The 16783-nt window shown below is 38.1% G+C and carries 15 protein-coding genes and 1 pseudogene; all 16 read left to right on the top strand.

What is annotated here, in order from left to right:
• Positions 1-67 precede the first annotated feature (67 nt).
• Positions 68-1324: an anaerobic sulfatase maturase gene (locus GNT69_RS23360; RefSeq protein ID WP_203557399.1), complete on the top strand. Its 1257-nt coding sequence runs from the start codon at positions 68-70 to the stop codon at positions 1322-1324.
• A gap of 327 nt (positions 1325-1651) precedes the next feature.
• Entirely contained in the window at positions 1652-2896 is a 1245-nt protein-coding gene (locus GNT69_RS23355) for an acyl-CoA dehydrogenase family protein (RefSeq protein WP_203557398.1), read from the top strand.
• Positions 2897-3074: 178 nt separating this feature from the next.
• Positions 3075-4439, top strand: a complete 1365-nt coding sequence (locus tag GNT69_RS23350) for an aromatic ring-hydroxylating oxygenase subunit alpha (protein ID WP_203557397.1) — start codon at positions 3075-3077, stop codon at positions 4437-4439.
• Positions 4440-4985: an aromatic-ring-hydroxylating dioxygenase subunit beta gene (locus GNT69_RS23345; protein ID WP_239094437.1), complete on the top strand. Its 546-nt coding sequence runs from the start codon at positions 4440-4442 to the stop codon at positions 4983-4985. It begins immediately after the preceding gene.
• Between the two features lie 292 nt (positions 4986-5277).
• On the top strand, positions 5278-6651 hold the full coding sequence (locus GNT69_RS23340) for a rhodanese-like domain-containing protein (RefSeq protein ID WP_203557396.1): 1374 nt from the start codon (positions 5278-5280) through the stop codon (positions 6649-6651).
• 110 nt (positions 6652-6761) lie between these two features.
• A complete protein-coding gene (locus tag GNT69_RS23335) occupies positions 6762-7193 on the top strand; it encodes a hypothetical protein (protein WP_203557395.1) in 432 nt (143 codons plus the stop codon).
• A gap of 738 nt (positions 7194-7931) precedes the next feature.
• Positions 7932-8354, top strand: coding sequence for a hotdog family protein (locus GNT69_RS23330; RefSeq protein WP_203557394.1), 423 nt, complete (start codon positions 7932-7934; stop codon positions 8352-8354).
• Complete coding sequence (locus tag GNT69_RS23325; RefSeq protein ID WP_203557393.1) at positions 8355-9662, top strand: sigma-54 interaction domain-containing protein; 1308 nt, start codon at positions 8355-8357, stop codon at positions 9660-9662.
• An 813-nt stretch (positions 9663-10475) separates the two neighbouring features.
• On the top strand, positions 10476-11276 hold the full coding sequence (gene menB / locus GNT69_RS23320; protein ID WP_203557392.1) for a 1,4-dihydroxy-2-naphthoyl-CoA synthase: 801 nt from the start codon (positions 10476-10478) through the stop codon (positions 11274-11276).
• A 16-nt stretch (positions 11277-11292) separates the two neighbouring features.
• A complete protein-coding gene (locus GNT69_RS23315; RefSeq protein WP_203557391.1) occupies positions 11293-12939 on the top strand; it encodes an AMP-binding protein in 1647 nt (548 codons plus the stop codon).
• A gap of 64 nt (positions 12940-13003) precedes the next feature.
• Entirely contained in the window at positions 13004-13750 is a 747-nt protein-coding gene (locus tag GNT69_RS23310; RefSeq protein WP_203557390.1) for an SDR family NAD(P)-dependent oxidoreductase, read from the top strand.
• 181 nt (positions 13751-13931) lie between these two features.
• Positions 13932-14711 (top strand): enoyl-CoA hydratase-related protein, encoded by a 780-nt coding sequence (locus GNT69_RS23305; protein ID WP_203557389.1) that lies wholly within the window; start codon positions 13932-13934, stop codon positions 14709-14711.
• 89 nt (positions 14712-14800) lie between these two features.
• Positions 14801-14908: pseudogene (locus tag GNT69_RS26360) on the top strand (SDR family NAD(P)-dependent oxidoreductase); the annotation flags it as partial.
• Positions 14886-15359 (top strand): SDR family NAD(P)-dependent oxidoreductase, encoded by a 474-nt coding sequence (locus tag GNT69_RS23300; protein WP_239094436.1) that lies wholly within the window; start codon positions 14886-14888, stop codon positions 15357-15359. The pseudogene GNT69_RS26360 and the gene GNT69_RS23300, both read left to right, overlap by 23 nt.
• Positions 15360-15453: 94 nt before the next feature.
• Complete coding sequence (locus GNT69_RS23295; protein WP_203557387.1) at positions 15454-15885, top strand: MaoC family dehydratase; 432 nt, start codon at positions 15454-15456, stop codon at positions 15883-15885.
• 108 nt (positions 15886-15993) lie between these two features.
• Positions 15994-16764, top strand: coding sequence for an electron transfer flavoprotein subunit beta/FixA family protein (locus GNT69_RS23290; protein WP_203557386.1), 771 nt, complete (start codon positions 15994-15996; stop codon positions 16762-16764).
• The last annotated feature ends 19 nt before the right edge of the window (positions 16765-16783 follow it).

Here is a 16783-nt window from a genome sequence, read left to right as displayed (position 1 = left end):
AGGAGAAATATCCTTTGTACCCATTTCACTATTAATAAGTCTATCAATTGTCAAACAGGAGGATCCTATGAATTTATTACAACAACGAAAAGATAATTTTCACATAATAGCCAAACCAAGTGGTCCACTTTGTAATTTGGATTGTCATTATTGTTTTTACACAGAAAAAGAAGCGCTTTTCCCTGGACAACCAAGTTATAAAATGTCTGATGCCACATTGGAAAACTTTGTTCGGAATTACATAAAATCGCAGAAAGTACCTGAAATCCCCTTTGTTTGGCAGGGCGGGGAACCAACTTTAATGGGACTTGATTTTTATAAAAAAGTAGTAAAATACCAGAAAAAATATGCTAGTGGGAAGAAAATATCAAACTCCCTGCAAACAAATGGAACATTACTAGATGAAGAATGGTGTCAGTTCCTTGCAAAGCATGATTTTCTTGTGGGCTTAAGTATCGATGGTCCACCAGATATTCACGATTATTATCGTGTTAACCGAGGAGGAAAGCCGACATCAGAACAAGTTTTACATGGACTATCACTCTTGCAAAAATACAATATAAATTATAATGTCCTTACTTGTGTGACGAAAGATTCTGCTCCACGTGGGCTAGAGATTTATCGCTATTTTAAAGAAAAAGGGGTTAAGTACATTCAATTTATCCCTATAGTTGAAAGGTTGCCAGATGCAGAGGCGCTTAAACTAGGTTTGCGTCACGCAACTCCACCATCGTTAACTGAATCAGAGGCACAGAAAACCGTTTCTTCCTGGACGGTTGAGGCAGAAGCATACGGAAATTTCCTTATCGAAATCTTTGATGAATGGGTTCGCAATGATGTCGGTACGGTACATGTCATGAATTTTGAATGGGCCGTTTCCTCTTGGTTGGGCCTGCCATCTCCAATCTGTTTATTTTCAGAAACGTGTGGAAATGCCGGGATCATTGAGCATACAGGCGATATATACTCATGTGACCATTTTATGTATCCGGAATACAAACTAGGAAATATCGCCGATGACTCTCTTAAGAAAATGATGGGTTCTCCTCAACAAAAGCAATTTGGTGACGCGAAAAGAGATACATTACCTAAACAATGTCAAACCTGCGAGGTGCGGTTTGCCTGTCATGGTGAATGCCCTAAACATCGTTTCCTATTATCAGATGATGGCGAACCTGGATTAAATTATTTATGTGCAGGGTATAAGAATTATTTCCATCACATTCATCCCTATATGAAAGTAATTGTTCAATTACTTGAAAACGATTTGCCAGCTTCTGATGTCATGCAAGTTATTAAGGGACCTTTAATTGTTAGAAACTAACTTCGATTGGTCATAAAGGGTTAGGATTGATTTTTAACTCTTTATGACCCAATTAATAATTGAAACAAGGAATCCTATATGTACTTGTCATTTCATCCTAGTTTGCTGGTAAAGAATGTTCATGTCCATCTGCGAATGTTATTTGAAAAATATTTTCGAAACCGTCCCTTGTAACGGGACAGAACGGTTGTTGGTGTTAGAGGTACGTATTATTATAGGGGTAATAAAGAAGGAACCAAAAATATGAAGGAGGAGTATAAGAAAAATTATCAGAATATACAAAATTAAAAAACTATTAAAATAGAGTTATAATAAGGAGTGAGTTGAATGACTGAAAAGATACTGTCAAAAAGAGAAATGCCTGAACGCTTAATGTCGAAAATTTACCATGACATGATTATGCCTGAGGAAACTCAAAAAATTCGAATGGAAGTAAGAGAGTTTGTCAATAAGGAAGTCATACCAATTGCCCATGAACTTGGCGCGCGAACAGAAGATAAAAAGCATTTCCCATATGAGTTAATTGAAAAGATGGGAAAAAGCGGGATACTAGGGATTCCATTTTCGAAAGAAGTAGGCGGAAGAGGACTTGAGTATCCTGTGTGTGGCACGATTGTTGCGATGGAAGAGTTGGCCTATGCGAGTAATAGTTTAGCCGCAATCTATGATGTTCAATGTATGTTGTGTGGAAATGGCCTTACATATGGCTCCGATTATATTAAAGATCGTTATTTGAAACCGTTAATCAAAGGTGAAAAAATCGGAAGTTTTGCAACAACGGAGCCAGATGCTAGTACGGATCTTAGTGTTCGGACGGTTACAACGACAGCTGAAAAAGTGGGAGATAAATGGATCATTAATGGGAGAAAACGGTTTATCTCTAATTCCCCAGTTGCAAGTTATGTTGCTTTATTATGCCGGACAGGGGAGACGATTACAGAGTTTGTTGTTGATTTAGATGCACCTGGTGTTACAGTAGGCGAACCTGATAAAAAAATTGGCAATAAAGGCCAACTTACCGCTGATATTTACTTCGATGACGTTGAAGTCGGCGATGAAAACCGATTAGGGGATGTTGGAAAAGGATTACGAATTGCTCTTGCCACCTTGACGTTCGGTCGAATTGGAATCGCTTCAACGGGTGTCGGAATGGCACAGTCGGCTTTAGACGAAGTAGTAGATTATTTTAAGCATCGTGAAGCTTTTGGGAAAAAGCTTGGTCAATTTCAATATTGGCAGTTTAAAATCGTGGATTGGATGACGGCGATTGAAAATGCCCGTAACTTAACTTATAAAGCTGCTCGTAGACGGGATGAGGGTCTCGAATTTCCTGAACCCGAATCGGCGATGGCCAAGTTCTATGCTACGCAAATTGCCGGAGATATTGCCCGTGATGCAGTCCAGGCATTTGGCGGTTATGGATTCTTGAACGAACTTGCAGCCGATGGTTCAACTTATAAAGTAGCTGAAATTTATCGTGACAGCAAGATTGCTGAAATATATGAGGGTACAAATGAAATTCAAAAAGTAATCATTGCCAGACAGGTGTTTGGGAAAGAGTTTACAGGTTAAAAACTTTCCTTGAATTTTGATGAAGGAATCTAACTTAATTGTATTAGGTTCCTTCATATTCTAGATAGTTAGCTTTTGTGCACAAATATGTAACCGCTTTCCCTTTTAAAAAGAGGAGCGAAAGATAATCAAGATATCTTTATTGTTCATTTCCAAAAAATGATTGGAGGTATGAAAAATGGAAAAACAAGGCGGAATAACTAAAGAAACCTTATTAAACTTGAAGGAAAAGTTAAGAGATGGTGTGTTGCCTCAGTGGGTATTAGCAGACCGTGACTTGTACGAATTGGAAATTAAAAAGATTTTTGGTCAAACTTGGCAATTTCTCGCTCATGAATCGGAATTAATAGAACCAGGCTCATTTGTTACTAGATGGATCGCTCATGATCCAGTACTCGTTACGAAATCGAAGTCAGGAGAAATCAAAGCATTTCTCAATTCATGTACACATCGCGGTACGCTTTTGTGTACGGCTGATTCTGGAAATCAAAAATCCTTCACATGTCCATTTCATGGATGGACTTATAATAATGAAGGAAACCTTGTTGGCATCGCTGTTGGAAATAAAGTATATGGAGAAGAGATGAATAAAGAGGATTGGAATCTTCGACCGATTCCGAAAGTGGCTAGCTATCAAGGAATGATTTTTGGGACTCTAAATAAAGATGCTGAATCACTCGATGAATATCTTGGAAATATGAAGTGGTATTTAGACATGATGATGGGCAGAAGTGATGGGGGAATGGAAGTACTAGGTTCTCCACAAAGATATGTCGTTGAAGCGAATTGGAAAGTAACAGCTGAGAATTTCGAGTCAGATCCATATCATGTTCAATTTACCCATAAGTCTTCAAAAGAATTGGGAATTGCTCCAAATGACCCGTTTTTCCCGGGACACGGATATCAAGTTGTCCTCGATAATGGACATGGGATTAATCTTGTTCAATTAGATGAAGAGGGAAGTTCACCTCTACCATATCAAGGAATGCCGGAATCAATGTGGCCGATGTTCGAGAGAAATTTAACGAAGGGTCAGCTAGATCTATTAAAGAATACCTTTTTTGTTGGTGGTGTATATCCGAATTTAGGATTCTTACAATTTAGTTTCCCACCTTTAGAAGGTGAGCCGGGTCTATACAATTTTTTGAATTTTAGAATATGGAGACCATTAGCTCCAGATAAAGTAGAGGTTTGGAGTTGGTGTTTAATTGATAAAGCGGCACCAGAAGATTATAAAGAAAAATCGTATTATGCTTTTCTAAGTACATTTGGCCCATCTGGAATGCTAGAACAAGACGACGCTGAAATTTGGAGCCGGGTAGCTCAAGCGAGCAGAGGGCAAATGGCGCAAGATAAAGAGCTGAGTTACAATAATTTCTTGAATTATCTAATGGGTCTTGACCGCGTACAGCCAGATGAAAGTTTTCCAGGACCTGGGGTCGCTTATCCCCTTTGTTTTTTAGATACATTATCGCGAAGCATGCATAAAAGATGGATTGATTTGCTTCTTCAAGAAAAAGATGTTAAAGAGGAGGTACGCTAAATGAGCCAGAAAGAAGGTGTCCTCATTCAATCAGTGAACACGGACGTACAAATTGAAATTACAAATTTCCTCTATCGGGAAGCTCATTTATTAGATAGTCGAAACTATCATGAATGGTTAAACTTGCTGGCAGATGACCTCGTTTATCGCATGCCTGCTCGGGTCACAAAAGAGGTCAGTCATGATACACCCAATATTGACTATAAATCTAAGTTTTTTGAGGAAACGAAACAGACGCTCACTACAAGAGTGAAGCGATTAGAGACCTCTTCGGCATGGGCGGAAATCGCTGGTCCACGGCAGCGGCACTTTATTAGTAATGTCTTTGTGGAAAAAGGAATTAGTTATGACGAATATGAGGAGTACATCGTCCGTAGTAATTTTTTATATAAACGGAACAGAGGATCTGCTCTTACCTCCGAAGAGTTATTTGGTAGCCGAGAAGATGTAATCAGACATGAAAATGGAGAATGGAAACTTGCCTCCCGAATCATTTATCCTGATCAGGTGGTTTTAGGAACAATTAACCTTAGTATGTTTTTATAGTGGAATTTGCCCCAAAGAGATGGCCTCTCTTTGGGGCTTTTTTGGTTAAGTCACAGTGACGCCCCGAATTTTCTTGTTTCACAGAAATGTTTCACGGACAGAGGGCTTGTCTGTTTTTTATGATCACATCTAAGAACATTGCTATTGAAAATACCTATTAACAATTAGTTTTAAAATTGATAAATTGAATAGGTTTATTAAAATATATTTTTTATAATAGATAGGTAGATATTCCTATAATCTATAGGTGCAAAATTCTATATTAAAAAAATATTTTCAGTGGAGGTTTATTATGAAAAAGGATCGAAAAATACTCTTATTTGCGATTTTATTAATTTGTAGTGTCTTTTTTGCTGCTTGTTCTAATACGGAAGAGACAAGTAAAAAAGATTCGAGTAATGAGGACACATCGATTGGAGATTTTCCAACGATTAGTATTGATGATTTGCAAAACAATATTGGTAAAGAAGATTGGGTAATTGTTGATACAAGGTCAAATGATGCTTTTAATGGATGGGCATTAGAAGGAGAAAAAAGAGGCGGTCATATTAAAGGAGCTGTTGATTTTTCGGCTGCATGGTTAGATGTAGTAATTGATTCAGAAGGTGAACAATTACTAGACCTACTAGCAACAAAAGGCATGACAAAAGAGAGAAATATTGTTCTATATGATGCCAATGGAAAAGATGCAAAGACAGTAGCTAATTATCTTCAAGAACAAGGCTTTGAGAACTTAGCTATATTTGATGTCAAAGAATGGGCTGCCAATGAAGAGTTGGCTATGGAAAGCTATCCTAATTATGAAATGTTAGTTCCTCCTTCATGGATTAACGATACTATTGAAAATAATAATGACGGCAAACCTTATAAAATATTTGAAGTAAGCTGGGGAGAAGAATCTGAGGATTATAAAAACGGACATATCCCAGGTGCGGTTCACATTAATACTGATGAAGTTGAAGAAGGCCCTGTCTGGAATCGCTTGTCTGATGCAGAACTTGAAGCATTTGCTTTAAATAATGGGATTACGTCTAATACAACGGTTATTCTTTATGGCGCTGATTCAATGGCAGCCTACCGTGTGGGGGTTATTTTGAAATATATGGGAACTGATGATGTTCGAGTTTTAAACGGTGGCTGGGCAGCTTGGAGTAATGCAGGTTATGAAATTGAAACAAAAGGAAATGAAAAAGAAGCGGTAGACTCATTTGGAGTACTTGTGCCTGCTAATCCAGACTATATTATCGATTTAGAAGAAGCTAAGCAAGTTGTAACAAACAGAAAAAATAGTACACTTGTAGACATTCGCAGCCGGGCTGAATTCATAGGTGAAACTTCAGGATACAATTATATTGAACCAAAAGGACGTCCGCAAGGTTCTGTTTGGGGACGTGCAGGAAGTGACTCATCTCATCTTGAAGATTACCGAAATCCGGATGATACGATGAGAAATGCCAGCCAAATTTATGATATGTGGGCAGAAGAAGGAATCGACCCTTCTAATCATCTTGCCTTCTATTGTGGAACAGGCTGGAGAGCAGCAGAAGTATTATTTTATGCTGACGTTATGGGCTTAGAAAATATTACTTTGTATGATGGCGGTTGGAATGAATGGAGTATGGATTCATCCAATCCAATTGAAACCGGAGAACCAGCTGACCTATAATTTTAGGAGAGAAGGAGACAATATTCTTTTCTGTATTGTCTTTTTCCTGTATAGAGAGAACTATTTTTGGGATATTTGTGTAAATAATTAGAGTAAACGGAGTTTTTCTATTGAAAAAGATAATCGGTTATTTGTTTTTTTTAACCCTGCAATTTTCGGTCCTGATTGTAGCTGTTATATTAGAAAATTTAGCAACTAAAAAAATGGGTGTATATCGTTATTTGCTTTTTTATAAAGAAAAGTATGGGGAATCGCTCTTAACTCCGGAACTAGTAAAGATTCATTCGGTTCTTTTCATAGTAGGGATTATTATCTGCTTTATTCTTTTTATGGTCAATATGAAAAAAGGGGAAAAATGGATCACCACTCTTTTGGCTATTATCTATCAAATCATTGGCCTATTTATTTTGTTTCAGACAAAACTCCATGCCTATCCTTTCTTTGTATTAGGTATTTGGATTGTGATTATTCTACAATATTTAAGTCACAGTGACGCCCCGAATTTTCTTGTTTCACGGAAATGTTCCACGGACAAGGCGTGAAAAATGGGAACAATCTGTTATGGTTGTTCCCATTTTTTTAGTAAAGTGACCGTGACGCCCCGAATTAAAAAGTGAACACAGATTGTTTTTCTAAAAAAATGATAAAATTTTTAAAATAGCATTTTGGAGGTAGGGCCTCCTAAATGTCTTTTGTTGTCAAATCGAGCAGTTTAAAACGTGCTACCCACTTTTAGGACTACTTTTCGCAATAATTTTCCGCAATATTGTGAAAAATTATTACTTTTGCGAAAAAATAAAGGCTTAATTCGTTGTTTATCAACGGTGTCTATTGACATGGAACTTGCGATATAATTTAACAAGATTAATAGATTCTATATAATTACAATTTCTGCTTTCGTTGTGTTTAACGTACCTTCGCAGGAGTAGAAACAAAGGGTATTAAGGGGAAATTAGATATTCGTGCAGGGAATACAGGTAAAGTCTTTTTAACCACTTCGAAAAATGTTGCCTGTATGCTCATTCGAGGAAGTTTCCCTGCCAAAATAAAAAATGACGAAAAAAGACCAGATTCCAAAGTGAATATGGTTGTTTTTCGTCTTTTTTTTACATTATCATACTCGTTTAGACATTTTCTGACAATTTTAGAGTTAATTTGTTGAAATATATGGAAAGAAGGTTCCTTTCATTTTTCTACTGTTTAGTATATATTTTAGTATATACTAATAATTAAAAAAATTTAGTCAAATAATAGTTTTGTTATATACAAGGGGGATTTTTATGAGCTTAACGAATACGAAAATATTTATCGGGCAAAGTGCCCGTTTGCAGCGGATATTTACAGAAGTAGATATTCAGCTTTGTAATGAATTAACAAAGGATTTTAATCCATTCTATCAGCAAAATGACATTTGTTTAAAAAATGGGGAACCTAAGTCAATCGTTCCGGCAGTATTAGTAGAGGGGTTAATCGCACAGGTGATTACAGACGAACTTCCGGGAAGTGCGTGTGTGTTGCTGCAAAAAGAAATGATTTATTATCATCCTGTCTATATTGATGATGCGATCACCGCAGAATTAACGATTATTGATATTAATCATGAAAGAGAGTGGGTCACGCAAAAGGTAATGTGTTTCAATCAAAATGGAACTGAGGTTATTAAGGGGCAAGTTGTCATTTATGTTCCCAGGAAGGTGATTTAAATGGCAAAAACAATTCATTCAATAGAAGATTGGGGATATTTGGAAACTGATGTTGATGGAAAACTGATTGATGTTAGCCCAGACTTTTGCGAGAACTTTTCAATCAGTAAATGTGATTGCTTAGGTCGTTCAATTCATGATGTTATCAAGGGGATGTATGGCCGAAAACGTAAAAAAGTGTTCTTTGGTGTGATTTCTGGGATTAATTGTATCATTAGAGTGATAAAAAAAAGCCATCGGGACGTTTACCGTGTTATTGTCCGTGATGGTGATATTGAGCATCATGAAATGGTATCGTTCATGCATGCAATTGATTTACAAAAAATGAATAAAAAAAGGCCTCACCAAAATAAATATACCTTTGAGGAATTAATTGGGAATAGTGAGGCAATGAACAATGCAAAAGAACTAGCTACTCGAATTGCAACTAGTAATTCAACGGTGTTGCTGACAGGTGAAAGTGGGACAGGGAAGGAATTATTTGCACAAGCGATTCATGGGATGAGCAAGAGGAAAAATAATCCTTTTGTGGCAGTGAATTGTGCCGCCATCCCTGGGGAATTATTTGAATCAGAGCTTTTTGGCTATGAGCCAGGAGCCTTTAGTGGAGCCAAAAAGGAAGGAAAACCTGGAAAAGTAGAATTAGCCATGAATGGGACCCTTTTCCTTGATGAAATTTCAGAACTCCCTTATGAGGCACAAGGTAAGCTACTTCGCGTCTTGCAGGAAAGGGAGGTTGAACGCATCGGAGGAACGGTTAGTAAAAACATCGATCTTCGTATTATTGCCGCAACGAATCGTGATTTAGGTAATCTAGTGGAGGAGGGGAAGTTTAGGCAAGATTTATATTACCGCCTATATGTCTTTGATTTAACAATCCCATCACTTCGAGAAAGAATAGAGGATATTTTGCCGTTAGCTTTTTATTTTATCGATTATTTCAATGAGAGGCTCGATCTTGAAGTGAAACATATAGATAGAAAGCTTCAAGATTGGATGCTGAACTATGATTGGCCTGGAAATATACGCGAATTAAAAGCGTTTATCGAGCGGGGAATGAATATTGTCGATGGAGATACGCTAACGATGAATGATATCAATTTTTCTACTCAGGTATCTACTAGTCCAATAAATAATAAGAAAACTAGGCCGCTACAAAGTTTAGAGGAAGAAGTTAGAACAGCAGAAATAAACGCCATTCAACAAGCATTACAAGAAGCCAACGGGGATCGATCCCTAGCTGCTCAAAAACTAAAAATTCATATTGCGAGTCTGTATCGTAAAATAACCAAGTACAATTTAAAATGATATTTGCACACTACTTAGTATAGTAGTGTGTTTTTTTGACACGCTGTTACTTTAATGTATTTTAAATGCTAGTAATTCACATTTTTAATCCGAGTACTGGGTAAAAGCACAGCAAATATTGTATGTTTTTTGTAGAAAAGGTCATTTATGGATATTTTTCCGAAGGGATCCGAATGTTTTTTAAAAGATAATGCTGGTAACGCGTTTTTTAATCCAAGTACTCGGTATAAAAACAACAAATTTCGTTGATATATTGCTAGTACTCGTAATAAAACGCGATAAAATGAGCGGTTAATCCAAGTACTAGTAATAAAATGAGGTCAGAAGGCTGATATAATCCCTGTACTAGCAATAAAAAACGGCCAAAAATCTGTTTAATCCAAGTACTAGCAATAAAAAACGGCCAAAAATCTGTTTAATCCAAGTACTAGCATTAAACTAGCCTATTAATCACGGTTAATCCGAGTACTAGCAAAAACCACCTCTGATTGATGTTTCGCTTTATGAACAACGGACCGGGCAGCTCATTTTGCCCGGTTCTTCTTCATGTGTTTGTTTTGTATTAGGACTCCATTCAGCTGTTTTTGCATTAACGATTCTTAATTTTGCGAAAATTATCACATTTGCGAGGTTAAAAGAGGATAAAATGCATGTTTCAATAGGGGTAAATGTTGGCACAGAACTTGCAAATTAGTATTAGTAAGTAAGTGAAAGGGGGCATTGCTAGCTAATTAATTAACAGAATACTAATTAAATTTGGAAATATTAAAATAATATTAAAAAACGCAACAATAGAAAATGGAGGAATGACAAATGGAATTATTAGATGTTTTGTATGAAAAAACGAATGGAATGGCAAAGATTACGATTAACCGACCGCAAAGCTACAATGCTTTCCGTGGGCGGACAATTAAGGAACTAATTTGGACTTTCCGCGATGCTTGGGATGATAACCGCATTGGTGTTGTTGTGTTAACAGGTGCTGGTGAGAAAGCATTTTGTACAGGTGGCGATCAGAAAGAAAAAGGCGATGAGGGTGGCTACGATTATAACGGAGGATTAGGAGGTGGCATTGGTCTTGAAATCGAGACATTGCACCAAACAATCCGCAATATTCCAAAGCCTGTTATTGCAGCAGTAAATGGATATGCGATTGGAGGCGGGCATGTCCTCCACGTTATTTGTGATTTAACAATTGCCTCAGAAACGGCCAAGTTTGGACAAGCCGGACCGAAAGTGGGTAGTTATGATGCTGGTTTTGGATCGACTTATTTAGCAAGAGTAGTTGGCGAAAAGAAAGCAAGAGAAATTTGGTATTTGTGTGAGCAGTATACCGCTCAAGAAGCAAAAGAAATGGGCCTTGTGAACAAAGTTGTTCCAGCCGATCAGCTTCAAGCAGCAGCAGAAGAATGGGCTACGAAGATTCTTGCTAAAAGTCCAACAGCAATCAAAATGCTTAAATATTCATTTAATGCTGACACTGCTAACATCCAAGGAATCTCACAACTCGCAATGGGCAGCCTAGCAATGTTTTATAACACAGATGAGTCTGCAGAGGGAATGAATGCGTTTGTTGAAAAAAGACCTGTAGATTTTAGTAAGTTTAGAAAATAACTAGGAGATGAAGTCCTTGAAATTAGAAACGATTTTGAGCCCAGATTATATAGAAAAGTATCAGTCCGTTTGGCCAAATAAAACGATTCTTGATTATTTAAAAGATGCGATTTCAAAGTTTCCAGACAAAGTTGCGATTATTGATAAAAAGAGTCGTTATACGTATCGGGAACTCGGGAAAATCGTCGACCGTGTTGCCTTAGGTTTGTTGGAATTGGGATTAGGTAAAGGAGATGTCATCTCGATTCAACTGCCTAACTGGAATGAATTTATTATTCTTCACTATGCGGCAACGAGAATTGGTGCCATTACCAACCCATTGATTCCGATTTATCGGGATCGTGAAATTGGTTATATGGTTGGCATGGCTGAGTCGAAAATGATTGTCATTCCTGATGAATTTCGCGGATATGATTATCCAGCTATGATTGATCGATTGTCCCATCAATGGCCAGCCCTTAAGCATGTTTATGTCATTGGCGAGAATGTACCATCGCATATGAATCCACTGGCAGCATTGTTCGATAAACCATGGGAGGAAATTCGCAATCCGGCAGTGTTAGATGAAATTACTCTTGATCCTAATGATGTAACCGAAATCATTTTCACCTCTGGAACAACGGGAAACCCAAAAGGAGTCTTGCATACGCATAATACCGTTTGCGTCTCAACGAATTACTGGATTGACCATTTGCAATTAACCTCCGATGACGTGATGTTCATGGCATCGACCTTTGCCCATCAAACGGGTTTTGGTTACGGGGTAAGGCTCCCTACTACAATTGGGGGAACAGGTGTTTATCAAGAAGTTTGGAATCCATTAGAATTTGTTGAACTAATTGAGGAGCAAGGGATTACTTTTACAGCCGGGGCGACCCCATTTCTGCAAGATACATTGCAATTGGAAGGACTTGAAAGTCGAAACATTGAGTCACTAAGAGTATTTGCAGCTATGGGTGCACCGATCCCAATGGCATTGGTAAAAGAAGCGTTCCAAAAGGTGAACTTCTCGATTCTTGCTGGTTGGGGTCAAACGGAAATTGGTCTCGTTACTTTGACAAAACTTAACGATACTGAAGAAAAGCTGTCAGGTACTGACGGTGTGGCACTTGATACCATGGAAGTTAAGGTAATTGATACAGACGGAAACCCTTGTCCACCTAACGAAGAAGGAGATCTCCTTAGTAGAGGACCAGCACTGTTTGTTGGTTATTTGAAAAATATCGAAGGGACATTGTCTGAATTTCATGATGGATGGTTTTTTACGGGAGATCGAGCGGTCATGGATGAAGACGGTTACATCCGAATTACGGGGAGAAATAAAGATATTATTATTCGTGGCGGAGAAAATATTCCTGTTACTTATGTTGAAAATGTCTTGTATGAGCATGAGGACATATTAGATGCACAGCTAATCGGAGTGCCTGATCCGAGATTGCAAGAGAAGGCATGTGCCGTTATTAGCATGAAACCTGGGAAGAAGCCTCTTAGCTTTCCTGCACTGCAAGAGTTCCTTAAGGAAAAAGGGGTTGCTAAGCAATATTGGCCAGAATATCTGGAAGTTGTTGAAGTGTTTCCGAGAACTGCAAGTGGTAAAATTCAAAAGTTTCGCTTGAAAGAAGAAGTTCTTCAAAGTTTAAGTGAACAGGAATTAAATCAATAGATTTATAGATTCAGATTGTTATTCACATTTTACGCATTTAACTAAAAATTTGGAGGGAAAAACGATGACAAAAAAAGTAGCCTTTATTACTGGAGCAGGACGGGGAATCGGACGTGAGATTGCGAAAACATTAGCTTCACGAGGAATGAATATTATTGTAACCGATGTCAATATAGACAATGCAAACGAAACGGTTTCCATTATCGAAAAAGAAGGAGGCAGGGCAGTTGCGGTTTACTGCGATGTAACGAAGCTTGAGAGTGTTCAAGAGGCAGTAGGAGCTTCACTCGCTCATTTTGAGAGAATTGATGTTCTAGTCAACAATGCAGGCTGGGATAAGGTCGAACCATTTTTGAAAAGCGAACCAAGCACATGGAAGATGATTGTAGATATTAATTTAATGGGACAAATTCATACTTCTAAAGAAATTTTACCTATTATGATTGAAAATGGTTGCGGCAAAGTGGTTAATATTGCCTCTGATTCTGGAAGAGTCGGTTCAAGCGGTGAGGCAGTTTACTCGGCTGCTAAAGGTGGAGTCATTGCTTTCACGAAGACGATGGCTAGAGAAATGGCTAGACATAAGATTAATGTGAATTGTATTTCACCAGGACCAAGTAATACCCCTCTTTTCGAAGAAATTGGTTCGTATAATGAAGGGATTGCAGCAGCGCTTGAAAAAGCCATTCCATTTAGACGTTTGGCACAGCCTAGTGATATTGCGAATGGGGTTGCATTCTTGGTGTCAGACGAGGCGGATTATGTAACAGGCCAAACCCTTTCCGTAAATGGCGGTTTAGCAATGGTTTAATGGAAAATCGATGAATCAGTTGAAAAGGAAACATCCCCTCTTATCACAAGCTGCGTCAGATGGTCCTTCTATGGATTGGTAGATCACTATGCAGCTTATGTAAAAGAGGATATCTGATTTAAGCTACGATAGCACATTGCGAATGGAAAATCGTTGCACAGCAATATAGGAGGAGTTACTTGTGAGTTATGAAAATCTAGTAGTCGAAAAGGGAAATCAAATTGGCATTATAAAAATAAATCGTGCCGAAGTAAGAAATGCCTTGAATAATGAAACGGTTACCGAAATTTTAGCTGCTTTTGAAGAGCTAGAAAATGATCAGAAAATTGGTGTCATTGTTTTTACTGGAGTTGGGGAGAAGGCATTTGTTGCAGGCGCGGACATCAATCAGCTGACGACGAGAAAAGCAATTGAAGCATTAAAAACTGGAAGTATGAGTGATGTATACCGTCGGATTGAAAATAGTAAAAAAGCTACGATCGCTGCCGTTAACGGGTTTGCACTTGGAGGTGGAAGTGAGCTTGCTATGAGTTGTGATATTCGGATTGCTTCGGACAATGCAAAATTTGGATTGCCTGAGTTGAACTTGTCGGTTATCCCCGGTGCAGGCGGAACACAGCGGCTAACTCGAATCATCGGGAAGGGTCGAGCATTGAATATGATTTTAACTGGAGAATTGATCAATGCGAGTGAGGCAAAAGCAATCGGGTTAGTGACCGATGTCGTTCCGTTAGAGGAATTGATGGATGCTGTACGCGAGAAAGCTGAGAAAATTTTAGCAAAAGGACCTCTTGCCATTCAAATGGCAAAGCTTGTAGTAAATCGAGGCTTTGAGGCGGATATGGATACCGGATTGCTGATTGAAACCTTAGCACAAGCCTTTCTTTATACAACAGAAGATAAGGTAGAAGGAACGAAAGCTTTCCTTGAAAAACGACAGCCATCGTTTTCAGGAAACTAAACAAAGAAACTGATTTCTTAAGAAAGATAAGGTAAGAGAAACTTTTAGAAGAAGGTCAGTTACCACTTCATTTCAGGAGGAGAAGATTCATGGAACTTGATTTGAAAGGGAAAAACGTCTTCATTACGGGTGGGGCAAAAGGGATTGGCCGAGGCATCGCCTTCGCAGTTGCTAATGAAGGAGCGAATATTGCTTTGCACTCAGTATGAACTAGAAGAATGGAAGCATGAAGTCGATGTTTGCTTTTATGGAGTTCTGAATTTAGTTCATACATTTGTTCCTGAAATGATCGAAAACAGGCAAGGAAAGTTTATTAATATTGTCGGAGATTCAGCGCGAACCGGGGACAAAAATTTAATTGTTTCAGCTGCTGCCAGAAATGGCGCGATTAGTTTCCTAAAATCTTTAGCGCAAGATGTAGGAAAAAGCAATATCCAGTGTAATACAGTAGCACTCGGATTGATTGACCATGGTTCATTAGCTTTTAATGAAGCTACATTAGAAAAAATTGCAAAGCAATATCCGTTAAAGCGGCTTGGAAAAGTGGATGATGTGACGGGAATGATCTTGTTTTTACTCTCGAACCATGCTGAATGGATTACCGGGCAAGTGATATCGGTAAACGGAGGACACAGTATGCTAGGGTAATCATGCTAGCTCATTGTGAGATTAAGATGGAATCGTAGAAGCTGATGATTTCGCCATCTATACATTTTTAATCGTAGAAGGAGATGCCTAATAAATGGAAATAAACATGACCAACAAAGAACGAATGTATGATGATATTCAAATCGGGGACAAGGATTCATTTACTAAAACGATTACTGAGGATGATATCGTACAATTTGCTAGACTGACTGGTGATTTCAATCCCGTACATCTTGATGCAGAATATGCTAGCCAGACACCTTTTAAGGAAAGAATTGCCCATGGTATTTTATCGGGTAGTATTATTTCTACTGTACTCGGAATGAAACTTCCTGGTCCGAACACGATTTATTTGTCCCAAAACTTTAAGTTTCTCTTACCAGTAAAAATTGGAGAGACGATTACGGCAAATGTTGAAGTGGTAGAAAAAAAGGATGATAAGAGAATCATCAAGTTAAAAACACAAGTGATGAATCAACATCAGGAATTAGTGGTAGATGGGGAAGCCGTTGTTATGAAAAAGTAGTAAATGAAATTGGAGATAAAACGAACCTTGTTTTTATATAAGTATTAATTCTATATACCGAATTCCTATCCGATACTGGATAAAAATAAACAAAAAGGAGAGAGAAGAATGAACATCTATGTGATTATGAAACGTACCTTTGATACGGAAGAAAAGATTGTGATTAATAATGGCAATATTAATAGTGATGGTGTGGAGTTTATTATTAATCCTTATGACGAGTACGCCATTGAGGAAGGAATCGCTCTCAAAGAGAAACATGGTGGAGAGGTAACAGTTGTAATTTTTGGTGAAGAGGAAGCGGAAAAGGAACTCCGTACTGCTCTCGCCATGGGTGCTGATAAGGCGGTACTAATTGATAGTGATGAGGTTGAAGAAATCGATCCGTTCACAACGGCTACTATACTAGCAACCTATTTAAAAGATAAAAATCTAGATATTATTCTAGCAGGAAATGTGGCGGTTGACGGTGGTTCTGGTCAAGTAGGACCACGCGTGGCTGAGATGCTAGGAATCCCTCAAGTGACAGCGATTACGAACCTTTCGATTGAAAATGGGAAAGCCATCATGATTCATGATGTGGAAGGGGATGAAGAAACGTTAGAAGTATCCCTTCCGGTTCTCGTGACAACTCAACAAGGTTTAAATGAACCACGTTATCCATCTTTGCCTGGGATTATGAAAGCAAAGAAGAAGCCGTTAGACACTCTCGAATTAGATGATTTAGATCTAGAAGAAGACGATGTAGAAGCAAAGACAGAAAAGATTGAAGTCTTCCTGCCGCCAAAGAAACAACAAGGAAAAGTGTTAGCAGGAGAATTAAATAATCAAGTAGAAGAGCTAGTGTCATTATTAAAATCTGAAGCGAAAGTTCTATAATTTTAAGGGAGGAGAATGA

The sequence above is a fragment of the Bacillus sp. B15-48 genome, from assembly GCF_016879755.1.
Lineage (GTDB): Bacteria > Bacillota > Bacilli > Bacillales > Cytobacillaceae > Mesobacillus_B.
The sequence above is the reverse complement of the archived record's forward strand: the minus strand, read 5'-3'. Positions and strand labels throughout refer to the sequence as shown.

Bases quoted from the DNA above. Each gene is read 5' to 3' on its own strand.
- GNT69_RS23360 (WP_203557399.1), top strand. From the start codon at position 68: ATGAATTTATTACAACAACGAAAAGATAATTTTCACATAATAGCCAAA.
- GNT69_RS23355 (WP_203557398.1), top strand. From the start codon at position 1,652: ATGACTGAAAAGATACTGTCAAAAAGAGAAATGCCTGAACGCTTAATG.
- GNT69_RS23350 (WP_203557397.1), top strand. From the start codon at position 3,075: ATGGAAAAACAAGGCGGAATAACTAAAGAAACCTTATTAAACTTGAAG.
- GNT69_RS23345 (WP_239094437.1), top strand. From the start codon at position 4,440: ATGAGCCAGAAAGAAGGTGTCCTCATTCAATCAGTGAACACGGACGTA.
- GNT69_RS23340 (WP_203557396.1), top strand. From the start codon at position 5,278: ATGAAAAAGGATCGAAAAATACTCTTATTTGCGATTTTATTAATTTGT.
- GNT69_RS23330 (WP_203557394.1), top strand. From the start codon at position 7,932: ATGAGCTTAACGAATACGAAAATATTTATCGGGCAAAGTGCCCGTTTG.
- GNT69_RS23325 (WP_203557393.1), top strand. From the start codon at position 8,355: ATGGCAAAAACAATTCATTCAATAGAAGATTGGGGATATTTGGAAACT.
- menB (WP_203557392.1), top strand. From the start codon at position 10,476: ATGGAATTATTAGATGTTTTGTATGAAAAAACGAATGGAATGGCAAAG.
- GNT69_RS23310 (WP_203557390.1), top strand. From the start codon at position 13,004: ATGACAAAAAAAGTAGCCTTTATTACTGGAGCAGGACGGGGAATCGGA.
- GNT69_RS23300 (WP_239094436.1), top strand. From the start codon at position 14,886: ATGAAGGAGCGAATATTGCTTTGCACTCAGTATGAACTAGAAGAATGG.
- GNT69_RS23295 (WP_203557387.1), top strand. From the start codon at position 15,454: ATGGAAATAAACATGACCAACAAAGAACGAATGTATGATGATATTCAA.
- GNT69_RS23290 (WP_203557386.1), top strand. From the start codon at position 15,994: ATGAACATCTATGTGATTATGAAACGTACCTTTGATACGGAAGAAAAG.